Source organism: Methylobacterium sp. CM6241, assembly GCF_054817845.1.
Genome location: NZ_JBTXKV010000001.1, coordinates 17,605 through 40,000 on the forward strand (window position 1 = coordinate 17,605; position 22,396 = coordinate 40,000).

Sequence of the window (22,396 nt, forward strand, 5' to 3'; positions counted from 1 at the left end):
GGCAATGAACTCAAGGAGGTATCGTGACCGGGACATTCGATGGCGCGACCTACAATGGCGATGACAGTGACGAGACCGTCGTTGGCACGAACCTTTACGAGATCCTGTTTGGCAAGGGCGGAAAGGATTCGTTGAATGGGGCCGGCGGCAACGATGTGATCTACGGTGGTAGCGGTACCGATCTGATCCACGGCGGCGCTGGTGACGACTACCTGTTCGCCTTCGCCAATGAGCGATGGAGTCCCGGTATCGATGGCGACAAGCTCTATGGGGATTCGGGTAACGACCAAATTGTTGCGGGTGTTGACCGAACTTCACTCCGGGGCGGCCTCATCGACGGTGGCGCTGACGATGACACGGCCGAGATCTATGCTTCCGGCTACAGCAGCCAGACCGGTTCCTCCGAAACAATAACGTTCACGCTCGCCGCGGCAGCGTCAGGTAGTTACGTCCACGTCGGCTCCGCCAGGAAGCTTCTGGTCAAGAACGTTGAGCATCTGGCCTTCTTTGGCAGCTACGAGACGGATATCATCACCGGCGGGGCCTTGTCTGATGTCATCCAGGGCGGCGGTGGCGACGACGTGCTCAAGGGTGGAGCGGGTGATGATTATCTCGACGGTGGATCTGGGTTGCAGGATCTCGACGGTGGTAGCGGCTTCGACATCGCCTCGCTCAATCTCGCGGATGCAACGGATAGCCTTTCGCTTATAGCCGGCGGCACAATCGCAATCGGCGCGCACGGCACGCTCACCGGCATTGAGGGCTTCGCGGCCATCTATACGGGTTCAGGCTCCGATAAAATCGCGGTCGGGTCAGTGAAAGACTTGCCACCTGATGACGGTACTGCAGATGGTTACAAGTTCACTACCTCCGTCGATGCAGGCGCCGGCGACGACGTCATCACAGGTGGAAATAGACGAGATACTGTCTATGGTGGAACCGGGGCCGACAAGATAAAAGGCGGCGATGGTAACGACAGGCTCTACGCGGAGGCCGGTCAGACCTACGAAGTCGCCGGCAGAACGTCGAATGATGTTCTGCAAGGCGGCAACGGCAACGACGTGCTGGTCGGCGGCTGGGGTGGTGATCGCCTCTACGGCGATGCAGGCAATGATACGCTGACCTATCAGGTCAACGGCACCGACGGCTTTGCCGATACGTTCAATGGGGGGGCGGGTGACGATACGCTTGGCGTCAATGGCACCTCCGGCGCTACCACGATCGAACTGATCCTCGGTGTCAGCACGGCACTGAAATTCGACGGGATAAGCGTCCTCACCGCAACATCGGTGGAGGCGGTGACGTTATCCAGTTACAGCAATGGAAAAATCACCATCACGGGCGGCGATCTGACCGATTCCATTAGCTTGTACGGCCCCAGCGACGACACTGTGAGGACGCTCGGCGGCAACGACACGATCTACGCAAACGGCGGTACGGACACCATTGATGCCGGGACCGGGGACGATGTCGTTGACGTAAATATCGGCGGCAAGGACATCGTCCGGACAGGAGCTGGCAACGACACCCTTACCCTTATCGACTACACGTTCGAAGCTAGCCGCCGTACCGCGCTCTACGATGCCGGTGCCAACGACGATACGGTGATCTTCAGGGCCACCGAGGGCGGATCCTTCGACGGAACCTACGTGCGTCACGGTACGACGATCGTTGGTAGGATCGTCAATTACGAACATCTGACCTATGTCGGGTCAAGCACCGATACGACCTTTGCCGGCACGGGACACGACGATACGCTCTACATGGGCCGGGGCAACGATACCGCGAGCGGCGGAGTTGGCAACGACGTCATCCGGGGCGGGGCGGGTAGCGACACGCTGGACGGCGGCGTCGGCAGGGACACGCTCGACTACAGCGACAAGATGGGATCCTCCGGTGGAACCCTGGCGCCCAACCTCGTTATCACCCTGAAGGCGGCGGCTACATCGAAAGTGGTCGTTAGCTCGACGGAAACTGACTCAATCAAAAACTTCGAGAACGTGATCGCTGGCTACGGCAACGATACTATTACTGGCACGTCGGACGTCAATGTCCTCGACGGCGGCGGCGGCAACGATGTCCTCAAAGGTCTGGGTGGTGCCGACACCTTCGTGTTCTCCACTACCCTAAGGTCCAGCAATGTCGACACCATTGTCGATTTTGTCGCCTCCACGGCCTCAATCTACGACACGATCAGGCTCGACGACGCCATCTTCGGTGGATTACCGCTCGGCGGCCTGGCCGGTACCGCCTTCAAGGATCTTTCCAAAGGCGCCCTCGATGCCGACGATCGCATCCTCTATGATCACGACACCGGAAACCTGTTCTATGACGCCGACGGAAGTGGCACGGCCAAGGCGGCCCTCCAGTTCGCGACTCTCGCCAACAAAGCGTCCCTGACGCATCTGGCTTTTGAGATCGCATGAAGGGATTGCGACCTCCTGATGATTTCTCGTCTCAATCCGGGCCCATCAACTGAAGGCGAGCTTGTCTCCGCGGTAACTGCTTCGCCCGCATCCTCCGGTCGAGCCAAGTTGCGTATCGGCTCCCGTCGTGTGGACACGACACGCCGCACCCCGCCGGCCCCGTGATCAGATCGGGGCGGCGGGGATGCTCCCCAGCCTCAGTGCCGCGTGTGGCCCGCATGTCCTGGTGCGGTCGCCTTGCCTCACCTATCCCGTCCGGCCATCACTGGCGCCGGGCCTCATGTCAGCTTCACCAGCCTTCAAGATCGAACCGAACTCGCCCCAGGCTTGGCGTGAAGCCTTCCTCAATCTGAAGCCCAGCGTGGTGCCCTGCTCTGGCCTAACGCCGACCACCTGGCCGGCCATTCACGCGGCATCCCTCGACTTCCTCGACAAGCACGCCGATGAGGCCGGCCGGCTTGGCTGGACGACGCTGCATTTATTCGGCGTTCACCCTGACCTCGGCGTGATCCGCTCCGACTTCTGCGGGGCCATGGTCCTAAGTGGCGATCTCGTGACGGAGGTTCATCCCGATTTCATCCGCTTCGCGCGGACGCGCTACTTTCGGAACGTGCCCGGCCGGCCGACGGGCGCGGTGCCGATCTGGGCGAAGAGGCGGTAGGCTTAGGCTTCTCGTTGATGCCGAGTTGTGGCCGGCAAGCTAAGAGCTGATCGACAGCAACCCTATGGTTAAAATTATCTCAACCGTATTGCTGAAATTCAATACAACTCGGTGCAACTTTTGCCTAAGTCAAAAATCGAGGTGTCTTGGCCCCAGGATATTTGCAAAATGGTTCCCGAATTAACCTTGTCCAACTTTCCCTGCCATATTTGGCTCGGCATTAAAGCCATGGCGGCAATCGCAGCGCTGTACGCCCTGGCGGCCCCCTCACCTTGGGCAGGTTTCGATCGGAATGCGATGGCCCATTTGGCTGCGAAGAAGACCATCGAATACGATCCTGTCGTCACCGGCTCTGTGCCCAAGGCCGGCCAGCGTGCCGGGAAGAAGCCGATCAAGGTCTGAGAGCGCCTGTCACCTCATTATCCCGCCACGTTGCCTTGCGTGACCGAGTCACTTCTTACGAAAACGTGCGAATGACGGGGGCTGGTCGTTGGTAATGGACGAGAACGACGAGATACCCTCAGGCTTTCAACTAACCTTTTTCGAGATCCCCCTGCCGGCGGGCGGCACAGTCAACGCCTCGACGTGGCCCGCTCGGGAGGGTGGCTGGCGGTACGCGGTTTACCGCGATGAGTTGGTCATCCGAGAAGGCTGGTGCGCAACGATCGAAGCTGCACGAGGGGAGTGCTGGGCCGCGATCTGAACGCGGCGACCGGCCGGCTCGGGTGAGCTGTTCGACCGCCCGGGAGTAGGATACGAGTGGTATTTTAATGCTGAACAACGGAGGCAGACATGCTGCCGGCTTTCGCTTTTGGATTGTTAATTGGACTATCCTTCCTGATTGGGCCTCAGGTTGGAGCGGCGTCGCTTATCGCGGCCCTGATAATCGGGTTGCTGCTTGGGCCATTGAACTTCCTGGTCGAAAAATTTTTCCACCGCGTACTAGACGAATGATTGGGTTTGGCTGGATGGCGACCGGGCTGCCGACTCGGGAGGGTGGAAAGTCAGTGCGCCCTAGACGCTGGTAAAAGACGAAGGCTGGAACCCGTGGCTAAATCATCGGGTCACTTGGCTGCTTCTCCGACAACGGCCAAGCGGCAGCGGGTCAGGGATTTGATGTCCCTCCGGTTCTCGACCCGCTTTTTCTCCTCCCCGCATGCCTTAGGGGCCGGCTTGGGGACGTGTTGCTACATCATCGCCTAGAGCGAGTTCCGCTCATGTAGCGACGGCTACGTCGTGGTCGTATCCGGCGGCGGCGAGATAGTTTCGGCACTCTTGGGGTGTGAAGCGAGCGAAGGCCTTTCGGATCTCGTTGCGGAGATCTGGGATGGTGCGTGGAGCGGCGGCGCGCAGGAGGGCCTTCAGCTTGGCGAAGGCCTGCTCGATCGGGTTAAAGTCGCTACACGGTCCTTCGGTTCAGGGCTGTAGGCCGGCAGGTAGCGGATCCGTGCGCCGGCCGCCTCGATGGCCTCGCGGATACCGGCCACCTTGTGGACGTTCAGGTTGTCGAGGATGACGGTGTCGCCCTGTTTCAGCTCTGGGACCAGGGTGTCGGTCACGTAGGCGCAGAAGCGTGCCCCGTTCGTGGCCCCATCGAACAGGGCGACGGCTGTGGGACCGCTGGTGCGCAGGGCGGCGGTGACGGTGGTGGTCTTGTAATGATGGGGCGGACGCCCCCCGACGGCATCGACGTGCCAGATTGGTGGTGTTGTGAACCACCCGAGGGAGGCGTCCGTGACAGAGGTTAGCATCATCGGCCTGGATCTGGCCAAGAACGTCTTCCAGGCGCACGGCGCGAATGCTGCCGGTGCGCCGATCTTCCGCAAGAAGCTGCAGTGAGCAGGTGCTGGCCTTCTTTGCGGCCCAACCACCCTGCCTCGTGGCGATGGAGGCCTGCCCCGGCGCGCATCACTGGGGCCGCGAGATCGGCAAGCTCGGTCACACGGTCAAGCTGATCGCGCCTGCCTACGTGAAGCCCTTCGTCAAGCGGCAGAAGAACGACGCGGCCGATGCCGAGGCGATCTGCGAGGCCGCGCAGCGTCCGACCATGCGCTTCGTTGCCGTGAAGAGCGAAGCCAAGCAGGCCTCCGCGGTGATCTTCCGGACCCGCGACGTGCTGGTCGGCCAGCGCACCCAGCTCATCAACGCGATCCGCGGCCATCTTGCCGAGTACGGCCTGATCGCGCCGAAGGGGCCCGCCCATATCGAGCGGCTGATCGCACAGATCGAGGATCCCGCTTCGGACATTCCTCCAGCCGCCCGCGCCAGCCTCGCCGTTCTCGTCTGTGCGCTCCGCCATCTGCAGGAGCAGACCGCAACCCTGGATGCTGAGATCGCCACGCGCGCGAAGGCCGACGATACGGCACGGCGGCTGATGAGCGTGCCGGGCATCGGCCCGCTGATCGCCACTGCCATCGAGGCCCTGGCCCCGCCCGTTGAGACGTTTCGTTCGGGCCGCGACTTCGCCGCCTGGGTCGGGCTGACACCGGTGCAGCGCTCGACCGGCGGCAAAGAGCGCCTGGGTCGCACCTCGCGCATGGGCGAGCGGACGCTGAGACGCCTGCTCATCATCGCGGCCAGCGCGGTGGTACGCTGGGCCAAGCGCAAGGGCGTGCCGGCCGACTCATGGCTCGGCCAAATGCTCGCTCGCAAGCCGCCGATGCTGGTCATCGTAGATGTGGCGAACAAGAACGCGCGCATCGCGTGGGCCCTTCTGACGAAGGGTGGGATCTACCGAGCTCCGGCCGTCACCGCGTAGGCGGGGCGGACGCGAGGCTGTCGGAGGGCGTGAGGAGGTCGACGGACAGGTATGGCGCAACGTCGGTGAGACGGAGTTGGGAGAACCAGGCGCACGGGGAGCGCTTCGAGCGCGCTGTAGTGATGTGGTCCCGACTCTCGCACTCCCATACGGGCCCGCGGCATGTAACCCGCCGCATCAGAGGCCGGACACATGGCAGCACCCGATCACGCACCGCACCCGTCCAGAGATTTTGCTTGCACCCGAAGGGGCGTCCACACATGCCCGTGCGGTACGGCCATCCAGCAGCGCGCACCGCGTGGAGCCCGACCGTAGCGGCGGGCCATCTTCGTGTTGGTGGCCGTCTCGTCGAGGAAGACCAACCGGTCCGGATCGAGGTCGGGCTGCCCCTCGAACCAGATCTGCCGGGCCGCTCTTACATCCGGCCGTTCTTGCTCAGCTGCGTGGACCGCCCCTTTTTACGGGTGATCCGATGCCGCCGGAAGAAGCGCCACAAGCCGCTGGTGCTGGTCTGCACGCCGTGCCCAGAAAGGGCATCGCGCAACTCACGCAGAAAGATCTCCGGCCGCGCCTCGTAGAGGCCCAGGATCAGGTCGGCGTGCGCCTCAATGCGGTGAGAGGCATGGTCGCCACCCAACGGCTTGGCTGCAACCTGGCCTTCGTGCTGGAAACGCTCCGACCAACGGCTGGCACTCGACACGCTGCCCCCAAACCGAGCGGCGGCCTGATGGCAGGACGCACCCCCGGCCACAGCGGCCACGACACGTTCACGCAGATCCCTGGATAACGGTGACGGCATCGGCACCTCCTTTGCCCGTCAACGCTCCAGCCCCAAACCCGTCGCAACGCGCTCAGGAACCGCTCTAACTTCGAACCTAGGCCACCGAATGGGGGCAGGTCAGTGCCTCAATAGCGCATAGAAACGTGTAATTACTACTTAAGTAATGATGTATTATAGCAACATTTAAAATATCTATGTGGAACTATAACCTTGATTAGCGACATTCACGATAGTTTGAAGTATAATTCTCACCGATGGTTAGCATTGAACCTGGGCTTTAAGTTTTTAGTGCGTTCACGCTAGTGCACATGCACTAAAATAAAGTCTTCATTTATAAAAGGAACATTTTGTGTCGCAATATATCGACAACGCGGGTCTTGATAAGGAAAATTACTTCTTTAAGTCTTCCGCAAATGGCAATGAAGATCTTATTATAGCATTCTTAAATAAGACATCATCCGTCGATTACGAGGGACAAGATGCGTTTACTGAAACAGAATGCAACCTTTTGATTGTAAATAGTGAATATATTCCGTGGCAAGGCGCAGCGCTTGATGACCTGTTAGCAGTGATTCCTGCTGCTCAAAAAGTAATACAGCAATTTATTGACCTTATAAAACCTGCGCGAATATATGTTTTTGGATTTTCGCTTTCTGCTTTCCCTGCAATCTTGATGGGGGCTGCGTTCGGGGCCGATAGGATTGTAGCTCTGGGGCCGGAAACTAAGATTGGCTTGGATGGAAGCCGTAGCGCAAGGCATCTTCGTGGAGAGCCAACACGGTTTGAAACTCCGGATTTGTATGAAGTTGTCAAAGAACGGGGGGTCAAAGACCTGTGCATTATTGCGGGAGAAGAGGATGCCATTGATCTCTACAATGCCTACCGGATGAATGGCATTCCTAACGTAAGCCTCTTTAGTGTGAGGTCAATCGACCATCAGGTTTTTGCTTGGCTTCGGGCTAAGAAGTTAACTTTACCTTTGTTGACTGAGAGTAAACGAGAGTTTTTTGGAAAAGATTTAGGTATAAAATGGGGATCACTTATCAATAATGTCATAATCGTTGAATGGTTCAGGGGGCTTACCGCATTAAGAGCGAAACGCTATCCTGAGGCGGTAGAACGCTTGGAGAATGTTTTAAAAGAAATTCCGAAAAGCCGTGTCGTACCTAAGCATCTGGCAGAGGCGTATCTACGCAACCACCAATTTCAGGATGCAGTTGATTTATATCGTATAATCGCTAAAGCTCAACCAAACGATAAGAAGATCAGCAACGGTCTTTTACAGGCCGAGGAGAAGCTGAATAAATCACAGGCTAAAACTGGGAATAAAAGATCTGATAAGCCGGACGCAGAGACATCAAAAACTGTATCTTCTTACTATGAAAAATTGATTAAGAAAGTCGATAATGCTCTAAGCGAAGACAAATTAGCGTTGGCAATCCGTTACTTGCAAGACGCTAGAGATGCAGGTATTTCCGCAGGAAAATTAGCTAAATACGATAGACTTTTCAATCGGCGGATAGCGCAAGCAATTCGAGACGCCCTGCAATCCGAAAATGTTTTGCTTGCAAAGCGCCATATACGTACTGCCAAGACTGCTAACATCGAGGCCGAAAAAATCCAAAATTACGATAATTTGGTCGTGCAATATTTCTTAGATAAAATTGAAACTGCTCTACAGGAAGAAGAAAATGATGTTGCAAGAAAATATTTGCGTGACGCAGTCAAGGCAGGCGTATCGAAAGTAAGGCTTGGAAGGCACGATCGACTAATCAGGCGCTCTCGACGTGCGTCGCATCAAAGTGAATCCTCGACAGCTACTGAAATATGACTCAGCTGGTGTTCAGCCTCCGTTGGAGTGACCCGCCCTTGAGTCTAGCTTTTGAGCCTATGGACCTGACCCGGTTTATAGTCCACAGCCTATGCAAGTTCTAGGACCGTGACCGCTTGGCTGGTGAAGGCCCTGGGCGTCAAGCAGCCCAGGGCCGTGTGGGGGGCGGTCTTCATCGTAGTGCACCTCCATTCCTCGACGTGCTCACGCGCATCGGCCCGCGGCAGGAACCACGAAGCGTTCAGGCACTCCGCGCGTAGCCGGCCATTAAACGACTCGATTGTTGCTGCTGTTGGTCGGCTTGCGGGGTCGGGGAGAAGTAGATCTTGACCCCGGTCAGGTAGGCCATTGGTCGAGCATACGGTCAGCGAGCTCCAGCCTACTGGCGATCTGTAGGCTCTTGTGCCACCCCCGAACCCGACAACGCTGCGCCGGAGCTCCTGAGCGGGAGTTTCTGACGACGCCTCGCTTAAGGTTCGGTTGTCGATATCGGCTCAGGAGGCTAGGCCCGCATCATGTCCAACCTTGACGCCCTCCTAAACCGCCTGAAGGCGCGTCAGCGTGAGTTGATCGTCGCGGCTGCGGATCACGACACTATGCCGGCCGATAGTGTGATGAAGCGAGTCGCCGAGCTGGAGAATACGATTGCCGCCGTCGAGGCAGTGATAGCGGAGGAAGACGGGAACTAGAGCATGATCCGAGCGGGTTGAAACGGATATCGGGATGAGGGGTTGGTCGGTGAAGGAGAGCGCCGATGTCCTCAGCTCTGTCCGTCGATTTGCGTAACCATGTGGTCGGGGCCGTTGCAGCCGGGGCCTCGTGGCATCAAGCAGCCGTACGCTTCGGGGTTAGCCTTGCCAGCGCGAGCCGCTGGTGCGGGCTGCTTGCGCGTCAGGGGCATGTCGCACCCAAGCCCATGGGTGGAGATCAGCGCTCGCATCGGGTCGAAGCCCATGCCGACCAGATCCTGGAGCTCTATGAGCGACGGCCGGGCATCTTCCTGCATGAGCTGAAGGCCGCTCTGGCCGAGCATAGTCTCTACGTCGCCCAGAGCAGCCTGTCGCGCTTCTTCAAGCGCTACGGCATCACGCGACAAAAAGCACCGGCCATGCCTCTGAGCAGGATCGCCCGGACGTGAAGGCGGCCCGCGAGGCCTGGTTCGAGGGCCAACCCGATCTCAATCCGGACCGCCTCGTGTTCATCGACGAGACTGCAGCCACCACCGCCATGGCTCGGCGCTATGGACGAGCCCCGCGTGGCAAACGCTGCCGCATGAGCGTGCCCCAGGGCCACAAGAAAAACCACGACCGTTACGGCGGGGCTGCGCGCCAGCGGTATCACCGCACCCTGGTTGCTCGATGGGGCGATGAACGGCTCCGCGTTCGGTAACCTCGCCCGAACCGCGATCTTGTTGGGCTACCCAGTGAAGCGGTAGCGCTGGGGTGCAAGAAGCCCGCCGCGGCGGGAGCCGGGCGGGTTAAAAGGCGGTGTCTTTTGGGACGACCGACAAGAGCGATTGATCGCGTCGCGTCATGCGGGGGGGGGGCAAGTGCACTCTAAGCGTAGGCGTCCCTGTTATCGGTCTGTCCTCGGGGGCCTGACCTCAAAATTTCTCCGCCTGCCAACAATCCGCTACCCTGTCATTTGCGGCCCTATCTCGGCAGGGTCTTTCCCTTACTGCTTCGCTTTGATTTCGGCATTTACTTCAGAAATTGCTCTGTCGGTATGTGTTTTCAGTATGTCTTTGATATCGCTTGGAGTTGCAATCCACGTGACTGCGGCAAGAAAGATAATGGCTGCAACACCATACGCAAATGATTGCATAATACCTAGCCACCCAAGTAATAATGGGACCAAACTTACAACAAGTGCAATCGAGATAGATTTTGTCAAATATAGTAGCGAAACAAAGCAAATCACTGCTAGCGCAATAGGCTTTAAGAATTTAACAATATTTTGTTCCACGATATTCCCTCTTGTGATCTAAAACAGTCGGATTAACGATTTGCCGCGACGCAGCATGGAATTGATGTTGTGGCATGCACGTATTGACAATATATTTCAACCCAATGGTTGTGGCAAAAGTGCAACGATGCGTAGTTTGCGTACTTGATAGCCTAAGTTGAGATGGGAGAATTGTAATGTTCTTACTAAACGTCAAATAACGATAATTTATATCGAATATATTTCAATAGAATGATTTGTATTTAAGCTTTCCAGGCGGAAAAAGAATTGATACGACAGTGAGTAATTTTCCATTCTATTTTGGCAGTATGCTCGGTGCTATAGCTGTCATAAATCCGCCAATTGGCTTTACAGCAATCTTTTTCTGCTGTGTGCTACATCTTACGCGCACGTGGACTGCAGCTATTATAGCTAGAATTTTAGGAGAATAAGAGAAAAGTCTTAATAAAGAAGATTTGGGCTGTTTCTCCATCCCAGCGTGGTAGGCCTGACAACAGCGCCATCACCCAGCGAACCGTCCTACTCCCCACATGGCTACCGGCTCTCGATCAGCCGGCCTGTCCCGCAGCCCGAGTTTCAAAAGCATCTCGCTCGGCCCGAACCCCAGCCAGCTCCCGCCGCAGCGCCTCGACCTCGGCATGTAGCTCGCCGGCATCCACCGCCAGCTCGACGCACTGGTCCTGGACCTCCGCGAGCTGGGCACGCAGCTCGGCATTCTCGGTCGCCAGGGCGAGCAAAAGCAGAGTGTCGGAAACGGCTGCCCTCCGTGGCTAGTGGTACCGAACGCCATGCCAGTAGACGGCTGTACCCGCCAGTGTGGCAGCCAGACCCATGGACGTCAGAACAGGCTCATGCTGGTAGCCTATGAAGGCCGCGTGGAGCATTCCACCGCCGGCCGAGACCATCAGAATCGAGAGGGTCCATAGCGCCCCGCGCCTTACACGCCACCACATCGCGCATCCCTAACGTTGACTTAACCGCCCCGCCCGGCCGACATGGCACCGTGCCCGCCTCTTGCGCTTAGCGAGTCGTGAGCCGACCACCGTTGAGGATGATAGCCGCGATAAAGATCTAGAGCCCCCAACGCGAAACGGCCCCACCCTGGCAGGGGTGAGACCGTTTAAAATCGCAGGGCTTTTGAGGGCCGAGTCACTTCCCCTCATCAGCCACAGCTCCCGCCGGGAGTCAATCGGGAACCCGCTTCCCGAGGCGATGGCGCTTGGCCTTTTGAAAGGTGCCCCACGACAGGGAGCGCCCCGCTTTGCCGCGGCCCGAGAGGGCTGTGAACGATGTTCGCTGACGAAATCCGGCGCTCGGTAGAGGCGGCGCCGAGATCCAGGCTGCCCGACGTGGCGGCGGTGATGTGGCGCGCCTACGGGGCCGGCCAGATCAGCGAGACAGAGGCCGAGGCCCTGTCCGCCCTGATTGAGGCGCGGAAGGCTCTACCAGCCACGCCAGCAGCCCCCAGGAGGCCCGTAGGCTCGCGGCCCCGCTCAGATGCCAGCATGGAGCGCCGTCGCCGCTGGGCGGCCTCTGGTAGACTTCCGCCGGGCATCGCGGCCCGGTTCACGCTGGCCGAGACCGCCGTTCTCGCCATCGTGTCGGCCGAGACCACCCGCCGTGGCGATTGCCGGATGTACGTCGATCACATCGCAGCGGTGGCAGGCGTGTCCCGATCCACCGTGAAGACCGCCATCCGACAAGCCAGGACGCTCGGCCTCATCACCGTCGAGGAGCGACCGCAGACCGCCTTCCGCAACCTGTCGAACGTCGTACGGATCGTCTCGAAGGAATGGACCGCCTGGTTGCGTCTCGCCCGTACCCTCCCGGCCAGAGGGGGAGGGGTCAATTCCTCGACCAGCACGAATACTGAAGCTCTAGAACTGCGGGGAAGGCGGCCAGCGGAAGCCCAGAAAGGGCTGCCGGAAACCGGCGGTTGGCCTCGACCACAGAGACCACACAGGAATCGACCCGAGCGGCAGGAGGCGTGACGCCATGCGGTGACGACATGCAGCCGTTCGATAGGCCGGACACTGCCGTTCCAAGTCGTCTGAGGCTTTGCCCGCAGCCGAGCCGTGCCACACAAATATTTCATCGGTGCGTTCACTGGTGCGTTTCATGCTGCTTATCTCAGTAATCGGCACGCAACATGTCAGTTTGAAACGAGCAAGGTGTCAAAATGAACGATTCTTATAGAATGTGGTCTGATTACGAGACAGAAGAAACGAACCAGGAAAAAGGATCTCTTCTTCGGAATTCATTCGCAACGATCGTATTCGTAGTGATGTTCTTTTTTGCCGCTTGCTGGCTTTTTAGCATCTGACGAATGTTTATCGCTTTCCAAATTAGGTTGATTGCAAGGACATACAGCCGGACGATATGACGAACGCCGGCGTACCAATGGCCTGATCTGGCTCGCACACACTCTCGCCGAACTTCAGGAGGATCGTGGCTGTGGCGCAGGGCTTATCCGCTGCACGCCGGAGTGAGCACGCCTATGATCAAAATCCTGACGGCGATCCTGTCGGTCATCGTGGTCCTGGCGCTGGGCGCCTGTCTCACGGTTGTGACGCTTCCGTTCCGAGCCGTGCGCGGCCTCGTGCGCAGCCGAGCCCTGCCTGCCTGAAGCGGGTCTTTCTCCCGCATCTTAACGGTTTGTTGCCAACGTCCGGTTAGGAAGTCTCAATCTTTTGAGGATCTTCCCATGCGCGTGCTGCTGATTGAGGACGACGCTTCGATCGCAGCGAGCATCGAACTGATGCTCAAGTCGGAGAGCTTCAACACCTACACGACGGATCTCGGCGAGGAAGGTATCGACCTCGGCAAGCTCTACGACTACGACATCATCCTGCTCGACCTCACCCTTCCCGACATGTCGGGCTACGAGGTGCTCCGCAATCTGCGCGTGGCGAAGGTCAAGACACCGATCCTGATCCTTTCCGGCATGGCCAGCATCGAGGACAAGGTGAAGGGCCTCGGCTTCGGAGCCGACGATTACCTCACCAAGCCCTTCCACAAGGACGAGCTGGTCGCCCGCATCCACGCGATCGTCCGTCGCTCGAAGGGCCATGCCCAGTCGGTCATCACCACCGGTGACCTGACGGTGAACCTCGACGAGAAGATGGTGGCCATTGCCGGCAACCGGGTGAACCTCACCGGCAAGGAGTACCAGATCCTTGAACTCCTCGCGCTGCGGAAGGGCACGACCCTCACAAAGGAGATGTTCCTCAACCACCTCTACGGCGGCATGGACGAGCCCGAGCTCAAGATCATCGACGTCTTCATCTGCAAGCTGCGTAAGAAGCTAGCTACCGCCTCCTTCGGCAAGAACTACATCGAGACCGTCTGGGGACGCGGCTACGTGCTTCGCGATGGCGTAGCCGAGATGCAAGCCTTGGCCGGTTAGAGGATGTCACACCCGCTTCTATAGCAGCGCAAGGAAGCTTTGAGCTGTAAGAGGGAGGGGCGTTCCAGCCCCGTTGGGGTGGATCATATCAACCGCAAGTCGGCCCCGTTGCGGTAGTGGCTTGGGTGCTGACTTCCCCGTGTTGCTGTCCCTAATCGGTAGCTACTAGGGTCGTCTCGGCATGGTGCACGAACGTGTTGGCGTTCGCGGAGCGGGTTAAAGGGTTCATGCGCACTCCATACCACGCCTCGCGGCGGCATCAGCGCGTCTTAGCCACGATCCAATCGATGATCGCGTCGGCGACCGCCCCGTTGTTTGCCTCCAGCATCATCATATGCCCGTTGCCATGAATGCCATGTTCGGCGAGTGCGAGACGATCGGGCTTCGCGCCGGCTTGGGCCAAAAAGGCACTCGTACAGTCGTCCATTGTCGCCCGGAACGATGCTTCCCCAGTAACGATGACAGCCGGCACGTTCGCTAGGTTAGGGAGTTGCCGCGCCGGCTCGGCCTGAAGCCAGCAGCGGATCTGGTCGGGTCGAACTGGCTGATCAGCTTGCATGACTGTCAAGTCGGCTGGGGAGTTCACGGGCGGCTCGAAGTGGAGTGGCACACGAGTGATGCCGTAGGGCCGAGCGCGAGTCTCGCCAACCCGTTCGTACCAATCAGAGCCGCCCTTGAACTTGATGTCGAAAAAGGTCGGCCCATTCGGCTCAACGGCGACGTGTGCCTTAACAAGATCCGGCCGTTGGTCAGAAACGGCCCAGCCGAACACTCCCGCCTGCGAGTGAGTCAGAACGACCGAAGGACCGATCTTCTCCAACAGCGTGATGAGAGCCGGGTTGACCAGCTCCTCGCTTTTCCGCCCATTCGCGATGTACGGCACCTGTGAGAGGTAGAACTGGTCAAAAGCGGCATTACCCTTCACGCCGGGGCCGCCGGGCCATTGGGTATGGAGCTTGGCCTGCGGAAAGAGTTCGAACCGCTCCTGACCGGTGAAGATGCTTTCCAAGTCGCTCGGCGCGAGTCGAGCGTAGGGGCCGTAAACCTCTGGGTTGTCGCCCGAACGGCCCCGGCCGACCTGATCGACGACGTAAACGGCAAAGCCGCGGTCGACGAAATGATCCACCCATCCGCGCCGGCCATCGGGAGTACCGAGGAAATTAACCCCGGTCTGGGCCGTGCCATGCACCAGTAGAACAGGATATGGCTGAGCGACCTTGGCCGGGGCGTGGAACTGGACAAACATCTGCCCAGTGGCGAGTTCTTTCCCGTCGACGGTCTCATAGCGACCGCCGACGAAGAAGTAGCCCTCGCGCTGGGCCGGTTTGAAGGCGGCAGGCACATCTGGGATGACGGGAGCAGGCTCGGCAAGTGCCGTCACTGCGAGCCCAAACAGTGCGCAAGCCCCAAGTAGCGCTAACGTCCGCATCGACATCCTCCCACAGACGTCTGGTGCGCCCTGTTGTGTATATCGGCGCGGAACGGGCCGGGTGTCTATGTGCGACTGGAAGTGCGGTTCCACCGGTCCCACGCGCCACCAGGCTACTTTGCAACATTATAGGGCTGCTGCGGCTCTCCGTGTCGAAGGCCGGCAGTCTCCCGAATAGCGCATTGCACGTTCGAAATGATTGGGTCGAGCGGGCCGACATCCTCACCATCATCATCACCCTCCGGCAGGGCCGCGGGCCTCGGCATCGCCGAGCCGTGCTTCTGCCAGGTGACCAGTTTGGGCGTGGCTGGCGCCGTGGGCTCATGCACCGGGGTGTTACCGGTAACGGCTCGGATAGGACGGTGGGTAACACCTCTCCGATAGCTCGCCGGGCGCTGACCCGGGTTCCATTCCGACGCCTCGACGTCGATCAAACCTACATCAGAAAATACCAGTAAGCCCTTCTGTTTCCATCCAGTTACGGCTTTGCGGGACACCCCGCTCCTCCGGGCGAAGTCGGCTTGGATGAGGAACTTTGGTCCGCTCGCGTCGCTCATCCTGGCTGTTACCTGTTACCCTGTTACCGGGTTTTTAAACCCTGGCGCTAGGAACATTGGGGCCCCCGACCACCCGTATAGGCGTCGGGATGCCAGGGTCCCCGCCGATGGCCGGCCGTAGCGGGAGAACTTGATATTAGTGAACGCCAAGGAGGTCTCTGAGGCGTAACGTTGTCTAAGAACTAGCATTCGCAAGGCGAGGCGATATTCGACGAGGAAGGAAGTGGCAGATGACACGGTTCTTCGAGGAACGTGAACGCGCAGCTGAAATGCTTTTTGTTCGCAGTGAAGAAGCGCGGTTCCGAGTTCATGCTCAGGGGGTTCAATCCCTTGCGAACTATGCGGCTCAAGCGCTCGGCGTCGATTACCAAAGCGCAGTCGCTTACGCTGACGAGTTGATGTCTTCGGTGATCCATGGAGCTAAGGATAATGAGTTGATTGAGCGGGTCAGGGCTGATCTGGAGGCAAACGGTGTTGCTGCCAACACAGCTGTTCTCGCTCAGCAGCTGAAGCAACCGCCAACTCAGAGGGCCTACGACGTTCATCGGGTGTGAGGCCGGCTCCCAACGTCTGATCGTCATGGCGACGGATTTGGGATTGAGCTCGATCGCGTCGCAGACGCCGCCAGTCTCCTCGTCCGCGATCATGGTTGTTTCCACCTCTACGAAGGGGTCGTAAACGCTCTCGCCTGCGTGACCACCCGTATAAAGCACGATCTCCAGGATCACTGCTGTCTAGGACGAACATCCCATCGCGGCTTGCGCGCGGTCGAGAGGCCAGCAGCATTCTGCCAGAGCTGCCACATGATCTCTAATTGGTTCGAGCATCAGCGGAGGCGCTGGCAGACCCTGTTCCGCAGGAAGGCCATGGGTGACTTGTTTCGCGGGACCTACTGCTGAGACGCCTAAGCCCCCTGCTGGCACCCCGGCTCGCTTAGAAGGCTAGCCTGTGCGAGCTTGACGTTATGTTGGGGCCTGAGAGCGGTTGAGTCTGCAATGCCGGTTACGAAGCGTCAGCTTGCAGCGTCACTCCTTAGCGCCTCGCATATCGAAGCCCGAGACACGATGGCTGGCTTCGTTCTGGAGGAAGCAGCCAAGTTTCTAGATGCACCTTTTGCAAACACCAGCGTGGCTGTCGTGCGACAGGTTTGGGGTGCGCGGGGTATGGAGTTTCGGGCTATGGAGATCGAGGTCGCGGGGTTGCCCGATCTTCTCCGTGCCCTGAAATCCCTTCCTTCAGACACGCCGCTGGTACAGGAAATCCTGCGCTCAGGACCTCATACCCTGTACGTGTTTCACCATGGGGATGGATGCCAGATCGTTGGCGCCATCCTTCATGGCAGAGCGAATGTCCCGCTTCCCGACCCGACAGTGCGTAAGCTTAAAGGTGGAAGCCGTCGGGCTCGGCGTGCGATGGAGTCAAAGCAGCTCGATCTCTTCACCGCGGCCTTCGCTTAACGCGCCGCGGAACGTTCGAGGCGAACGATCGGCCATTTCTCCGGAAGCCATCGCCCCCTCGGCACATTGCCTCAGAGTTGGCATGTCCCCTGAGGGAGACGTTCTCTCAGTTCCAATTCGGGAACGGCAGCTGCTCCAACCATTCCGATGGCTCGCCTAGGCTAAAAGACTTATCCTCCGGAAATCGTACCTGATATCGGTTTTTAGGCTTGTATCAACCATTGGCCTGCCGGATATTCCTAAATCGATACCATAGCCCGCTCCCTCATGGAGCCGTGGGCCGGGTGACTAGCCAGGTCAGTTCCGGGTCCCCGCGATACGCCGGACGGCACCGGCAACAAGCGGCTGAGTGAAGCCGCAGGAGTGGGAATGAACCCACAGACAACCGGTTATCAGGTCGATGTGCTGACCGGTTCGCTCCGCGTCAGACCTCGCAGGAGGTGAAGCGGCGAGTAAAGGCCGACCGCCTGACCCCGGCCTCCCCGACAGGGTTTCGTCCATCGATCTATGTAACCAGTACGGCAGGCTCCGGCACGTCAGGTTACAAGCTTCGTCGATCGCAGGCGAAGCTATGCCTCCCACCCAGCCCACCATCACATCAGGGACGCCAATTTACAGATCCTGCGGTCGATGCACGGATAGGAGATCATCTCATGCCGTCACCTCGAAGGAAAATTGCTCTCGCCTCCTCTCAACCACCTGCAGCGACAGAGCCCTACAAACCGACCCCCGCTGAAAAAGCCGCTCTTACTCGATACGTTGCTCGCGGCGCTCAAAGGCCGCCTGCTCGCATCCGCGTCGCCAAAGGGAAGGCTGGCATCTCTACTGGTCCGGACCATCCCGATCTCGGCACGGGAACGGTCAACCTTCTGAACGCGCTCGGCACGGCCAGCCTTCCGTTCATGAATGGCTTGCTGAGTCAAATCACCAATGTTGCGAGCCAGGGGCGGGAGCCCGATGAGGCGGGGATCAATTTCGTGCTTTCGGTCGTCGATGGGATCGAACCGCGGGATGAAGTCGAGGCTATGCTCGCCGTGCAGATGGCCGCGGTGCACCTGGCGACCATGACATTCGCGCGGCGCTTGGCACACGTGGAGAACCTTCCTCAACAGGAGGGTGCCGAGCGAGCGTTCAATAAACTGGCCCGAACCTTCACGACTCAGATTGAGGCGCTGAAACGATACCGTAGCGATGGCAAACAGACGGTCAGGGTCGAGCGCGTCACGGTCGAGCCCGGCGGGCAGGCAGTGGTCGGTGCGGTTAGCGTTCGATCCCCTGGGGGAGGGGGCTCCTGATAAAATCTGAGGGCAACCCCATGCACGGGCCGATGCACCTTTCGCCGAGGTGCGGAGCGAGGACACGCAGCGGAAGTCCCTGCTGTTCCCCCGCAATGCCGAATGGCCGCTGCCGCATGCACGGTGGCGCTTCTCCCGGTGCACCGAAGGGTCCGCGCAATGGTATGTATCGACACGGGCGCTACACAGCCGAAGCAGTAAAAACTCGTCGCGAACTCAGCGAGTGGCTTCGTCTGATGCGGCGGGCTGCCGAAGGCGTTGGCTAATACGAACCTCGGAATAGGTCGCCGGAGGCCTTACGCCGGAAAAGGGTTCGCCATCGACGACGTTGGTGCTCCGGCCGGTCATGGTTCATGTGGCACCGTTGACAGAAGGCCGCGAGGTTCTTGTCCGTGTTGTTGCCGGTGTCGTGGTCGCGATGCGCGGTTGCGAGCACCACCCTGGTCGGGCGCAGGCGTCCAAGGTCCTCAAAGCTCGGGAGGCTTTGGAGAGTGTGCCCCCTTCCGTCACGCCAACAGCCGGTCGAGGCATCCCACCAGCGTCCGTCGCCCAAATGGTAGATCGTCTGCCCGTGCGGCCGTCCGCATCCCTCACAGGCACCTCCTGCCCGTCGGAAGCGGATCACGGCGGAGAGCTGCGGCCAGTCGATCGGGTAGTAGAAGCGGTGCTCACGCCGGATCGGCATCGCGATCAGGTCTCCCTGGCTGCGGCGGCAGCTTGGCTGCGTGCCCTGGCTTGGGGGAAGTAGCTGTAAAAGGTATCCCGGCTGACCCCGAGGCGCTGGGCGATCGCCGCGATCGAGATCGTACCGGATTGCAGCAGGGCGCGCCCGACTTCGAGATCGGCATCGGTGAGCTTCTTCGGTCGGCCACCCTTCCGGCCGCGGGCCAGGGCCGCCTTCAGCCCTTCCATCGTGCGCTCACGGTTCAGGTCGAGAAAGTACTCAGCCATGGCGCCGTGCATCTGCAAGGCGAAGCGACCATGAGCGGTGTCGCTATCGAACTGCTCGGTAAGGCTGCGAAAGTGGATCTCCTTCGTGCGGAGGCTGTCGATCGTGCGCATCATCTCGACGAGCGAGCGGCCGAGCCGATCGAGCTTCCAAACCACCAGCACGTCGGTGGGGCGTAGGTAGGCGAGGGCCGCATCGAACTCAGGCCGCTTGGTACCGGCCTTTCCCGACTTCTTCTCCTCGAACAGCCGTTCGCACCCAGCCTTGGTCAGCGCATCACGCTGGAGGTCGAGGTTCTGATCGAGGGTGGAAACGCGGGCATATCCGACGAGCATGTCGGGATAGTGATTCAAGAACGTTTATCTGGCAATAGAAAACCAGTCATATTTTCCCGACAGAAACGGGGCTGTTTCCACGTGTGTCCCAAGTGCATCCAACGTTCGTCGGGAAAACGAACGTTTTACAGGCATAAAAAAAGGGCTGCCCGACGGCAGCCCCTCTGAGGATGTGATTAGGCGTCAGACGACGAACGACCCGTTGTCCAAGCTCTGCTGACCCTGGAGGAGAACGGCAAAGTCCGCCGCGCCATCCCCGTTCGTGTCGCCCTGGATGAGGGTGTTGCCCCCACCGAACTTCGTGCGCAGTTCGCCGGCCTGACCGGAGAAGGCGTCCGTTCCAATGAACTGAAAGCCCTGGTCACCAGCCTGTCCAAAGTCCGCGTCGATCCCGCTGAGGTCGATGCGGTCGCCCTCGGCGAAGTCGAAGTCCTGGATGATATCGCGTCCGGCAACGTCGATATCGCTGTCCGTGATAGCCTTAAAGACGAAGGTGTCAGCCCCATCGCGCCCGTAAAGGAGATCACGGCCGTCATCGCCGTAGATCACGTTGTCGCCGGCATTGCCGTAGATCTGATTGCGACCGGCATTTCCGTCGGCGGTCAGATCGTCAGTGCCGGAGAGTACGAGCTTTTCGGTGTTGGCTTCCATCGTGTGGCTGACGGTCGACCGAAGCGTATCGAAGCCTTGGCCCGCCTCTTCCGCAACGACATCACCAGCATCGTCGATGACATAGGTATCGTTACCAGCTCCGCCGCGCATAACATCCGCGCCGGTTCCACCAACGAGAACATCATCCCCATCGCCGGCGTTAAGGCGGTCAGCCCCGGCCCCACCATCGAGACGGTTGTTGCCGCTGTTACCGATAAGGCTGTTGTCGCCTTCGTTGCCAGTGGCGTTGATGCCATCGGATCCCAGAAGGATGACGTTCTCGACGTTGGTGCCAAGAGCGTAATCGACCGCCGAGCGAACGGTATCGTTCCCTTCGTCGACACCTTCGATGACCTGATCACCTGCTGCACCCACAAAGTACATGTCATCGCCGGCACCACCGGTCATAACGTCGTCGCCCTCGCCGCCGATGAGGAGATCGTTACCGGCACCAGCCGTGAGCAGGTCATTTCCTTCTCTGCCAGCAAGGCGGTTGTCACCGATATTGCCGGTGATGCTGTTGTCGAGGGCATTGCCGGTTCCATCGATGGCGCCGGTGCCTGTGAGGGTGAGGTTTTCGACGGTGTCGGACAGGGTGTAGCTGATGGAGGACAGAATAGTGTCGGTGCCCCCATCGACGCCTTCGACCACCGTGTCGCCGAGGGAATCGACGATGTAGCTGTCGTTGCCGAGGCCACCGATCATGGTGTCGTTACCGGCACCGCCGACGAGGAAGTCGTTACCGGTTCCGGCCGTGATCGTGTCGTTGCCCTGGCCTGCGTTGTAGTAGAAATCCTGCCCGGCGCGGAAAGGCGGGAAGAACGTCAGCGCGTCGTCCCCATTGGTCCCGAGCACCACGCCCTCGAACGTATTGCCGCGCTGAGTACCCGAGACGAGGTCGCGGACGTCGAAGGTGATGCCCTGCGTTCCGGCGACGAAGGTGATGCCCTCATCGTCGTAGCGGGAGATGGGCCCGGTCAGATTGCCGTCGGCATCCTCCGCCTGGACGCGGACCGCGAGCCCGCCATCCTGGTTGGTCAGGCTGCCGGCATCGTTGGTGTTGCCGTTGCCCACCTCGGCCGAGGTAAAGGTCAAGCGAACGTTGCCGGTGCCACCGTCGTTGCGATCGAACCGGACGGTGTCGTTGCCGGCGCCGAGATTCACCTGGTCACTGCCATCGGTGGAGACGTTGACGCCGAACGTGTCGTCGCCGTCGCCGCCGAAGACGGTGTCGATCCCGGAGCCGCCACCGATCGTATCGTTGCCGCCGCCCGTCGAGATGACGTTGTCGCCGCCGCCGCCATACACAACATCGTCGGCCGATCCGGTGGTGAGCGTGTCGTTCCCGTTTCCACCCGTCAGCTGCGCCCGGACATTTCCGGTATCGACGACATTGTCGCCGGTGTCGGACAAGTTGAAGTTCACCGACTCAAAGCCATAGATCACGGTGCCATCGGAGGCCCTGCCCGTCCCGTTCTCATCGAGCGTCAACTTGATCGGGGTTGCCGAGCCGACGACCGGTCCGTTGAAATTGAAATTCACCGACAGGAAATCATTGCCTTCGCCGCCGACCAACCGATCGAGCTTTCCACCGGTGACATTGTCGTCGCCAGATCCGGCGCGAACAATATCACGCACAGGATTGATTGAACCTGCGAAGATGTTTGCGGGACGATCGACCGAGTCGATCGTATCGTTGCCGCCGAGACCATTGATGGTGTCTTCGTCTTCAGTGCCGTTCAGGACATTATCGCCGTTATCGCCATTGATCGTAGCCATTGCGTCGTCTCCCGTACTCGCAGCCTGAGATGCACGTGCGGCTCACAGGTTTGCGGCGACGCTTATACGCATGGTTAACCATATAGGTTTCAGGTCGAGATCATAAGATTGAGTAA

At 59.4% G+C, this 22,396-nt stretch carries 18 protein-coding genes and 5 pseudogenes; 14 read left to right on the plus strand and 9 right to left on the minus strand.

Annotated features, from left to right (window positions below; all coding sequences use genetic code 11):
* Nucleotides 1-23: 23 nt before the first annotated feature.
* From ACYQR9_RS24375 to ACYQR9_RS24385, 3 genes are all read left to right on the plus strand, one after another.
* Nucleotides 24-2,426, plus strand: coding sequence for a calcium-binding protein (locus tag ACYQR9_RS24375; protein WP_461229925.1), 2,403 nt, complete (start codon nt 24-26; stop codon nt 2,424-2,426).
* 280 nt (nt 2,427-2,706) lie between these two features.
* Nucleotides 2,707-3,087: a hypothetical protein gene (locus ACYQR9_RS24380; RefSeq protein WP_461229926.1), complete on the plus strand. Its 381-nt coding sequence runs from the start codon at nt 2,707-2,709 to the stop codon at nt 3,085-3,087.
* A gap of 168 nt (nt 3,088-3,255) precedes the next feature.
* A complete protein-coding gene (locus tag ACYQR9_RS24385; protein ID WP_461229927.1) occupies nt 3,256-3,489 on the plus strand; it encodes a hypothetical protein in 234 nt (77 codons plus the stop codon).
* An 813-nt stretch (nt 3,490-4,302) separates the two neighbouring features.
* Here ACYQR9_RS24385 and ACYQR9_RS24390 read toward each other — a convergent pair.
* Nucleotides 4,303-4,757 (minus strand): annotated as a pseudogene (locus tag ACYQR9_RS24390) (transposase); the annotation flags it as partial.
* Nucleotides 4,758-4,821: 64 nt separating this feature from the next.
* Here ACYQR9_RS24390 and ACYQR9_RS24395 point away from each other — a divergent pair.
* A pseudogene (locus ACYQR9_RS24395) lies at nt 4,822-5,845 on the plus strand (IS110 family RNA-guided transposase).
* 260 nt (nt 5,846-6,105) lie between these two features.
* On the opposite strand, the pseudogene ACYQR9_RS24400 reads toward ACYQR9_RS24395, so the two are convergent.
* Nucleotides 6,106-6,644: pseudogene (locus ACYQR9_RS24400) on the minus strand (helix-turn-helix domain-containing protein); the annotation flags it as partial.
* Between the two features lie 331 nt (nt 6,645-6,975).
* On the opposite strand from ACYQR9_RS24400, the gene ACYQR9_RS24405 reads away from it, so the two are divergent.
* Nucleotides 6,976-8,457 (plus strand): tetratricopeptide repeat protein, encoded by a 1,482-nt coding sequence (locus tag ACYQR9_RS24405; protein WP_461229896.1) that lies wholly within the window; start codon nt 6,976-6,978, stop codon nt 8,455-8,457.
* Nucleotides 8,458-8,546: 89 nt separating this feature from the next.
* On the opposite strand, the pseudogene ACYQR9_RS24410 reads toward ACYQR9_RS24405, so the two are convergent.
* A pseudogene (locus ACYQR9_RS24410) lies at nt 8,547-8,877 on the minus strand (integrase core domain-containing protein); the annotation flags it as partial.
* A gap of 95 nt (nt 8,878-8,972) precedes the next feature.
* Here ACYQR9_RS24410 and ACYQR9_RS24415 point away from each other — a divergent pair.
* On the plus strand, nt 8,973-9,146 hold the full coding sequence (locus ACYQR9_RS24415; protein ID WP_461229897.1) for a hypothetical protein: 174 nt from the start codon (nt 8,973-8,975) through the stop codon (nt 9,144-9,146).
* A gap of 65 nt (nt 9,147-9,211) precedes the next feature.
* Nucleotides 9,212-9,841, plus strand: a pseudogene (locus ACYQR9_RS24420) (IS630 family transposase); the annotation flags it as partial.
* A 290-nt stretch (nt 9,842-10,131) separates the two neighbouring features.
* On the opposite strand, the gene ACYQR9_RS24425 reads toward ACYQR9_RS24420, so the two are convergent.
* Both ACYQR9_RS24425 and ACYQR9_RS24430 read right to left on the minus strand, forming a co-directional pair.
* Nucleotides 10,132-10,422 (minus strand): hypothetical protein, encoded by a 291-nt coding sequence (locus ACYQR9_RS24425; RefSeq protein ID WP_461229898.1) that lies wholly within the window; start codon nt 10,420-10,422, stop codon nt 10,132-10,134.
* 548 nt (nt 10,423-10,970) lie between these two features.
* Nucleotides 10,971-11,165: a hypothetical protein gene (locus tag ACYQR9_RS24430; protein WP_461229929.1), complete on the minus strand. Its 195-nt coding sequence runs from the start codon at nt 11,163-11,165 to the stop codon at nt 10,971-10,973.
* Between the two features lie 546 nt (nt 11,166-11,711).
* On the opposite strand from ACYQR9_RS24430, the gene ACYQR9_RS24435 reads away from it, so the two are divergent.
* The 3 genes from ACYQR9_RS24435 to ctrA all read left to right on the plus strand — a co-directional run bounded on the left by ACYQR9_RS24435 (nt 11,712) and on the right by ctrA (nt 13,828).
* Nucleotides 11,712-12,413: a hypothetical protein gene (locus tag ACYQR9_RS24435; RefSeq protein WP_461229899.1), complete on the plus strand. Its 702-nt coding sequence runs from the start codon at nt 11,712-11,714 to the stop codon at nt 12,411-12,413.
* A gap of 506 nt (nt 12,414-12,919) precedes the next feature.
* Nucleotides 12,920-13,048, plus strand: a complete 129-nt coding sequence (locus ACYQR9_RS24440) for a hypothetical protein (RefSeq protein WP_461229900.1) — start codon at nt 12,920-12,922, stop codon at nt 13,046-13,048.
* 78 nt (nt 13,049-13,126) lie between these two features.
* Nucleotides 13,127-13,828 carry a response regulator transcription factor CtrA gene (gene ctrA, locus ACYQR9_RS24445; protein WP_461229901.1) on the plus strand — a complete coding sequence of 234 codons (702 nt, stop codon included), beginning with the start codon at nt 13,127-13,129 and terminating at the stop codon, nt 13,826-13,828.
* 259 nt (nt 13,829-14,087) lie between these two features.
* Here ctrA and ACYQR9_RS24450 read toward each other — a convergent pair whose 3' ends face one another.
* The gene (locus ACYQR9_RS24450; protein ID WP_461229902.1) at nt 14,088-15,257 is read right to left on the minus strand and encodes an alpha/beta hydrolase; all 1,170 of its coding nucleotides are present in this window, start codon (nt 15,255-15,257) and stop codon (nt 14,088-14,090) included.
* A 787-nt stretch (nt 15,258-16,044) separates the two neighbouring features.
* Here ACYQR9_RS24450 and ACYQR9_RS24455 point away from each other — a divergent pair.
* The 4 genes from ACYQR9_RS24455 (at nt 16,045) to ACYQR9_RS24470 (ending at nt 18,832) form a co-directional block, all read left to right on the plus strand.
* Nucleotides 16,045-16,368, plus strand: coding sequence for an ATPase inhibitor subunit zeta (locus ACYQR9_RS24455; RefSeq protein WP_461229903.1), 324 nt, complete (start codon nt 16,045-16,047; stop codon nt 16,366-16,368).
* Nucleotides 16,369-16,878: 510 nt separating this feature from the next.
* Complete coding sequence (locus ACYQR9_RS24460; RefSeq protein WP_461229904.1) at nt 16,879-17,271, plus strand: hypothetical protein; 393 nt, start codon at nt 16,879-16,881, stop codon at nt 17,269-17,271.
* A 653-nt stretch (nt 17,272-17,924) separates the two neighbouring features.
* Nucleotides 17,925-18,566, plus strand: coding sequence for a hypothetical protein (locus ACYQR9_RS24465; RefSeq protein WP_461229905.1), 642 nt, complete (start codon nt 17,925-17,927; stop codon nt 18,564-18,566).
* 32 nt (nt 18,567-18,598) lie between these two features.
* Nucleotides 18,599-18,832: an HGGxSTG domain-containing protein gene (locus ACYQR9_RS24470; RefSeq protein WP_461229930.1), complete on the plus strand. Its 234-nt coding sequence runs from the start codon at nt 18,599-18,601 to the stop codon at nt 18,830-18,832.
* Here the strand turns inward: ACYQR9_RS24470 and ACYQR9_RS24475 are convergent.
* The 3 genes from ACYQR9_RS24475 to ACYQR9_RS24485 form a co-directional block, all read right to left on the minus strand.
* Complete coding sequence (locus tag ACYQR9_RS24475) at nt 18,829-19,251, minus strand: hypothetical protein (protein WP_461225665.1); 423 nt, start codon at nt 19,249-19,251, stop codon at nt 18,829-18,831. The genes ACYQR9_RS24470 and ACYQR9_RS24475 overlap by 4 nt on opposite strands.
* A gap of 5 nt (nt 19,252-19,256) precedes the next feature.
* Nucleotides 19,257-19,850, minus strand: a complete 594-nt coding sequence (locus ACYQR9_RS24480) for a recombinase family protein (RefSeq protein ID WP_461225737.1) — start codon at nt 19,848-19,850, stop codon at nt 19,257-19,259.
* 183 nt (nt 19,851-20,033) lie between these two features.
* The gene (locus ACYQR9_RS24485; protein ID WP_461229906.1) at nt 20,034-22,280 is read right to left on the minus strand and encodes a calcium-binding protein; all 2,247 of its coding nucleotides are present in this window, start codon (nt 22,278-22,280) and stop codon (nt 20,034-20,036) included.
* Nucleotides 22,281-22,396: the final 116 nt, after the last annotated feature.

What these genes read in the sequence shown, in the direction of transcription:
- ACYQR9_RS24380 (WP_461229926.1), top strand. Translation starts at nt 2,707, where the DNA reads ATGTCAGCTTCACCAGCCTTCAAGATCGAACCGAACTCGCCCCAGGCT.
- ACYQR9_RS24385 (WP_461229927.1), top strand. Translation starts at nt 3,256, where the DNA reads ATGGTTCCCGAATTAACCTTGTCCAACTTTCCCTGCCATATTTGGCTC.
- ACYQR9_RS24415 (WP_461229897.1), top strand. Translation starts at nt 8,973, where the DNA reads ATGTCCAACCTTGACGCCCTCCTAAACCGCCTGAAGGCGCGTCAGCGT.
- ACYQR9_RS24435 (WP_461229899.1), top strand. Translation starts at nt 11,712, where the DNA reads ATGTTCGCTGACGAAATCCGGCGCTCGGTAGAGGCGGCGCCGAGATCC.
- ACYQR9_RS24440 (WP_461229900.1), top strand. Translation starts at nt 12,920, where the DNA reads ATGATCAAAATCCTGACGGCGATCCTGTCGGTCATCGTGGTCCTGGCG.
- ctrA (WP_461229901.1), top strand. Translation starts at nt 13,127, where the DNA reads ATGCGCGTGCTGCTGATTGAGGACGACGCTTCGATCGCAGCGAGCATC.
- ACYQR9_RS24450 (WP_461229902.1), bottom strand. Translation starts at nt 15,257, where the DNA reads ATGCGGACGTTAGCGCTACTTGGGGCTTGCGCACTGTTTGGGCTCGCA.
- ACYQR9_RS24455 (WP_461229903.1), top strand. Translation starts at nt 16,045, where the DNA reads ATGACACGGTTCTTCGAGGAACGTGAACGCGCAGCTGAAATGCTTTTT.
- ACYQR9_RS24460 (WP_461229904.1), top strand. Translation starts at nt 16,879, where the DNA reads ATGGCTGGCTTCGTTCTGGAGGAAGCAGCCAAGTTTCTAGATGCACCT.
- ACYQR9_RS24465 (WP_461229905.1), top strand. Translation starts at nt 17,925, where the DNA reads ATGCCGTCACCTCGAAGGAAAATTGCTCTCGCCTCCTCTCAACCACCT.
- ACYQR9_RS24470 (WP_461229930.1), top strand. Translation starts at nt 18,599, where the DNA reads ATGCACCTTTCGCCGAGGTGCGGAGCGAGGACACGCAGCGGAAGTCCC.
- ACYQR9_RS24475 (WP_461225665.1), bottom strand. Translation starts at nt 19,251, where the DNA reads ATGCCGATCCGGCGTGAGCACCGCTTCTACTACCCGATCGACTGGCCG.
- ACYQR9_RS24480 (WP_461225737.1), bottom strand. Translation starts at nt 19,850, where the DNA reads ATGCTCGTCGGATATGCCCGCGTTTCCACCCTCGATCAGAACCTCGAC.
- ACYQR9_RS24485 (WP_461229906.1), bottom strand. Translation starts at nt 22,280, where the DNA reads ATGGCTACGATCAATGGCGATAACGGCGATAATGTCCTGAACGGCACT.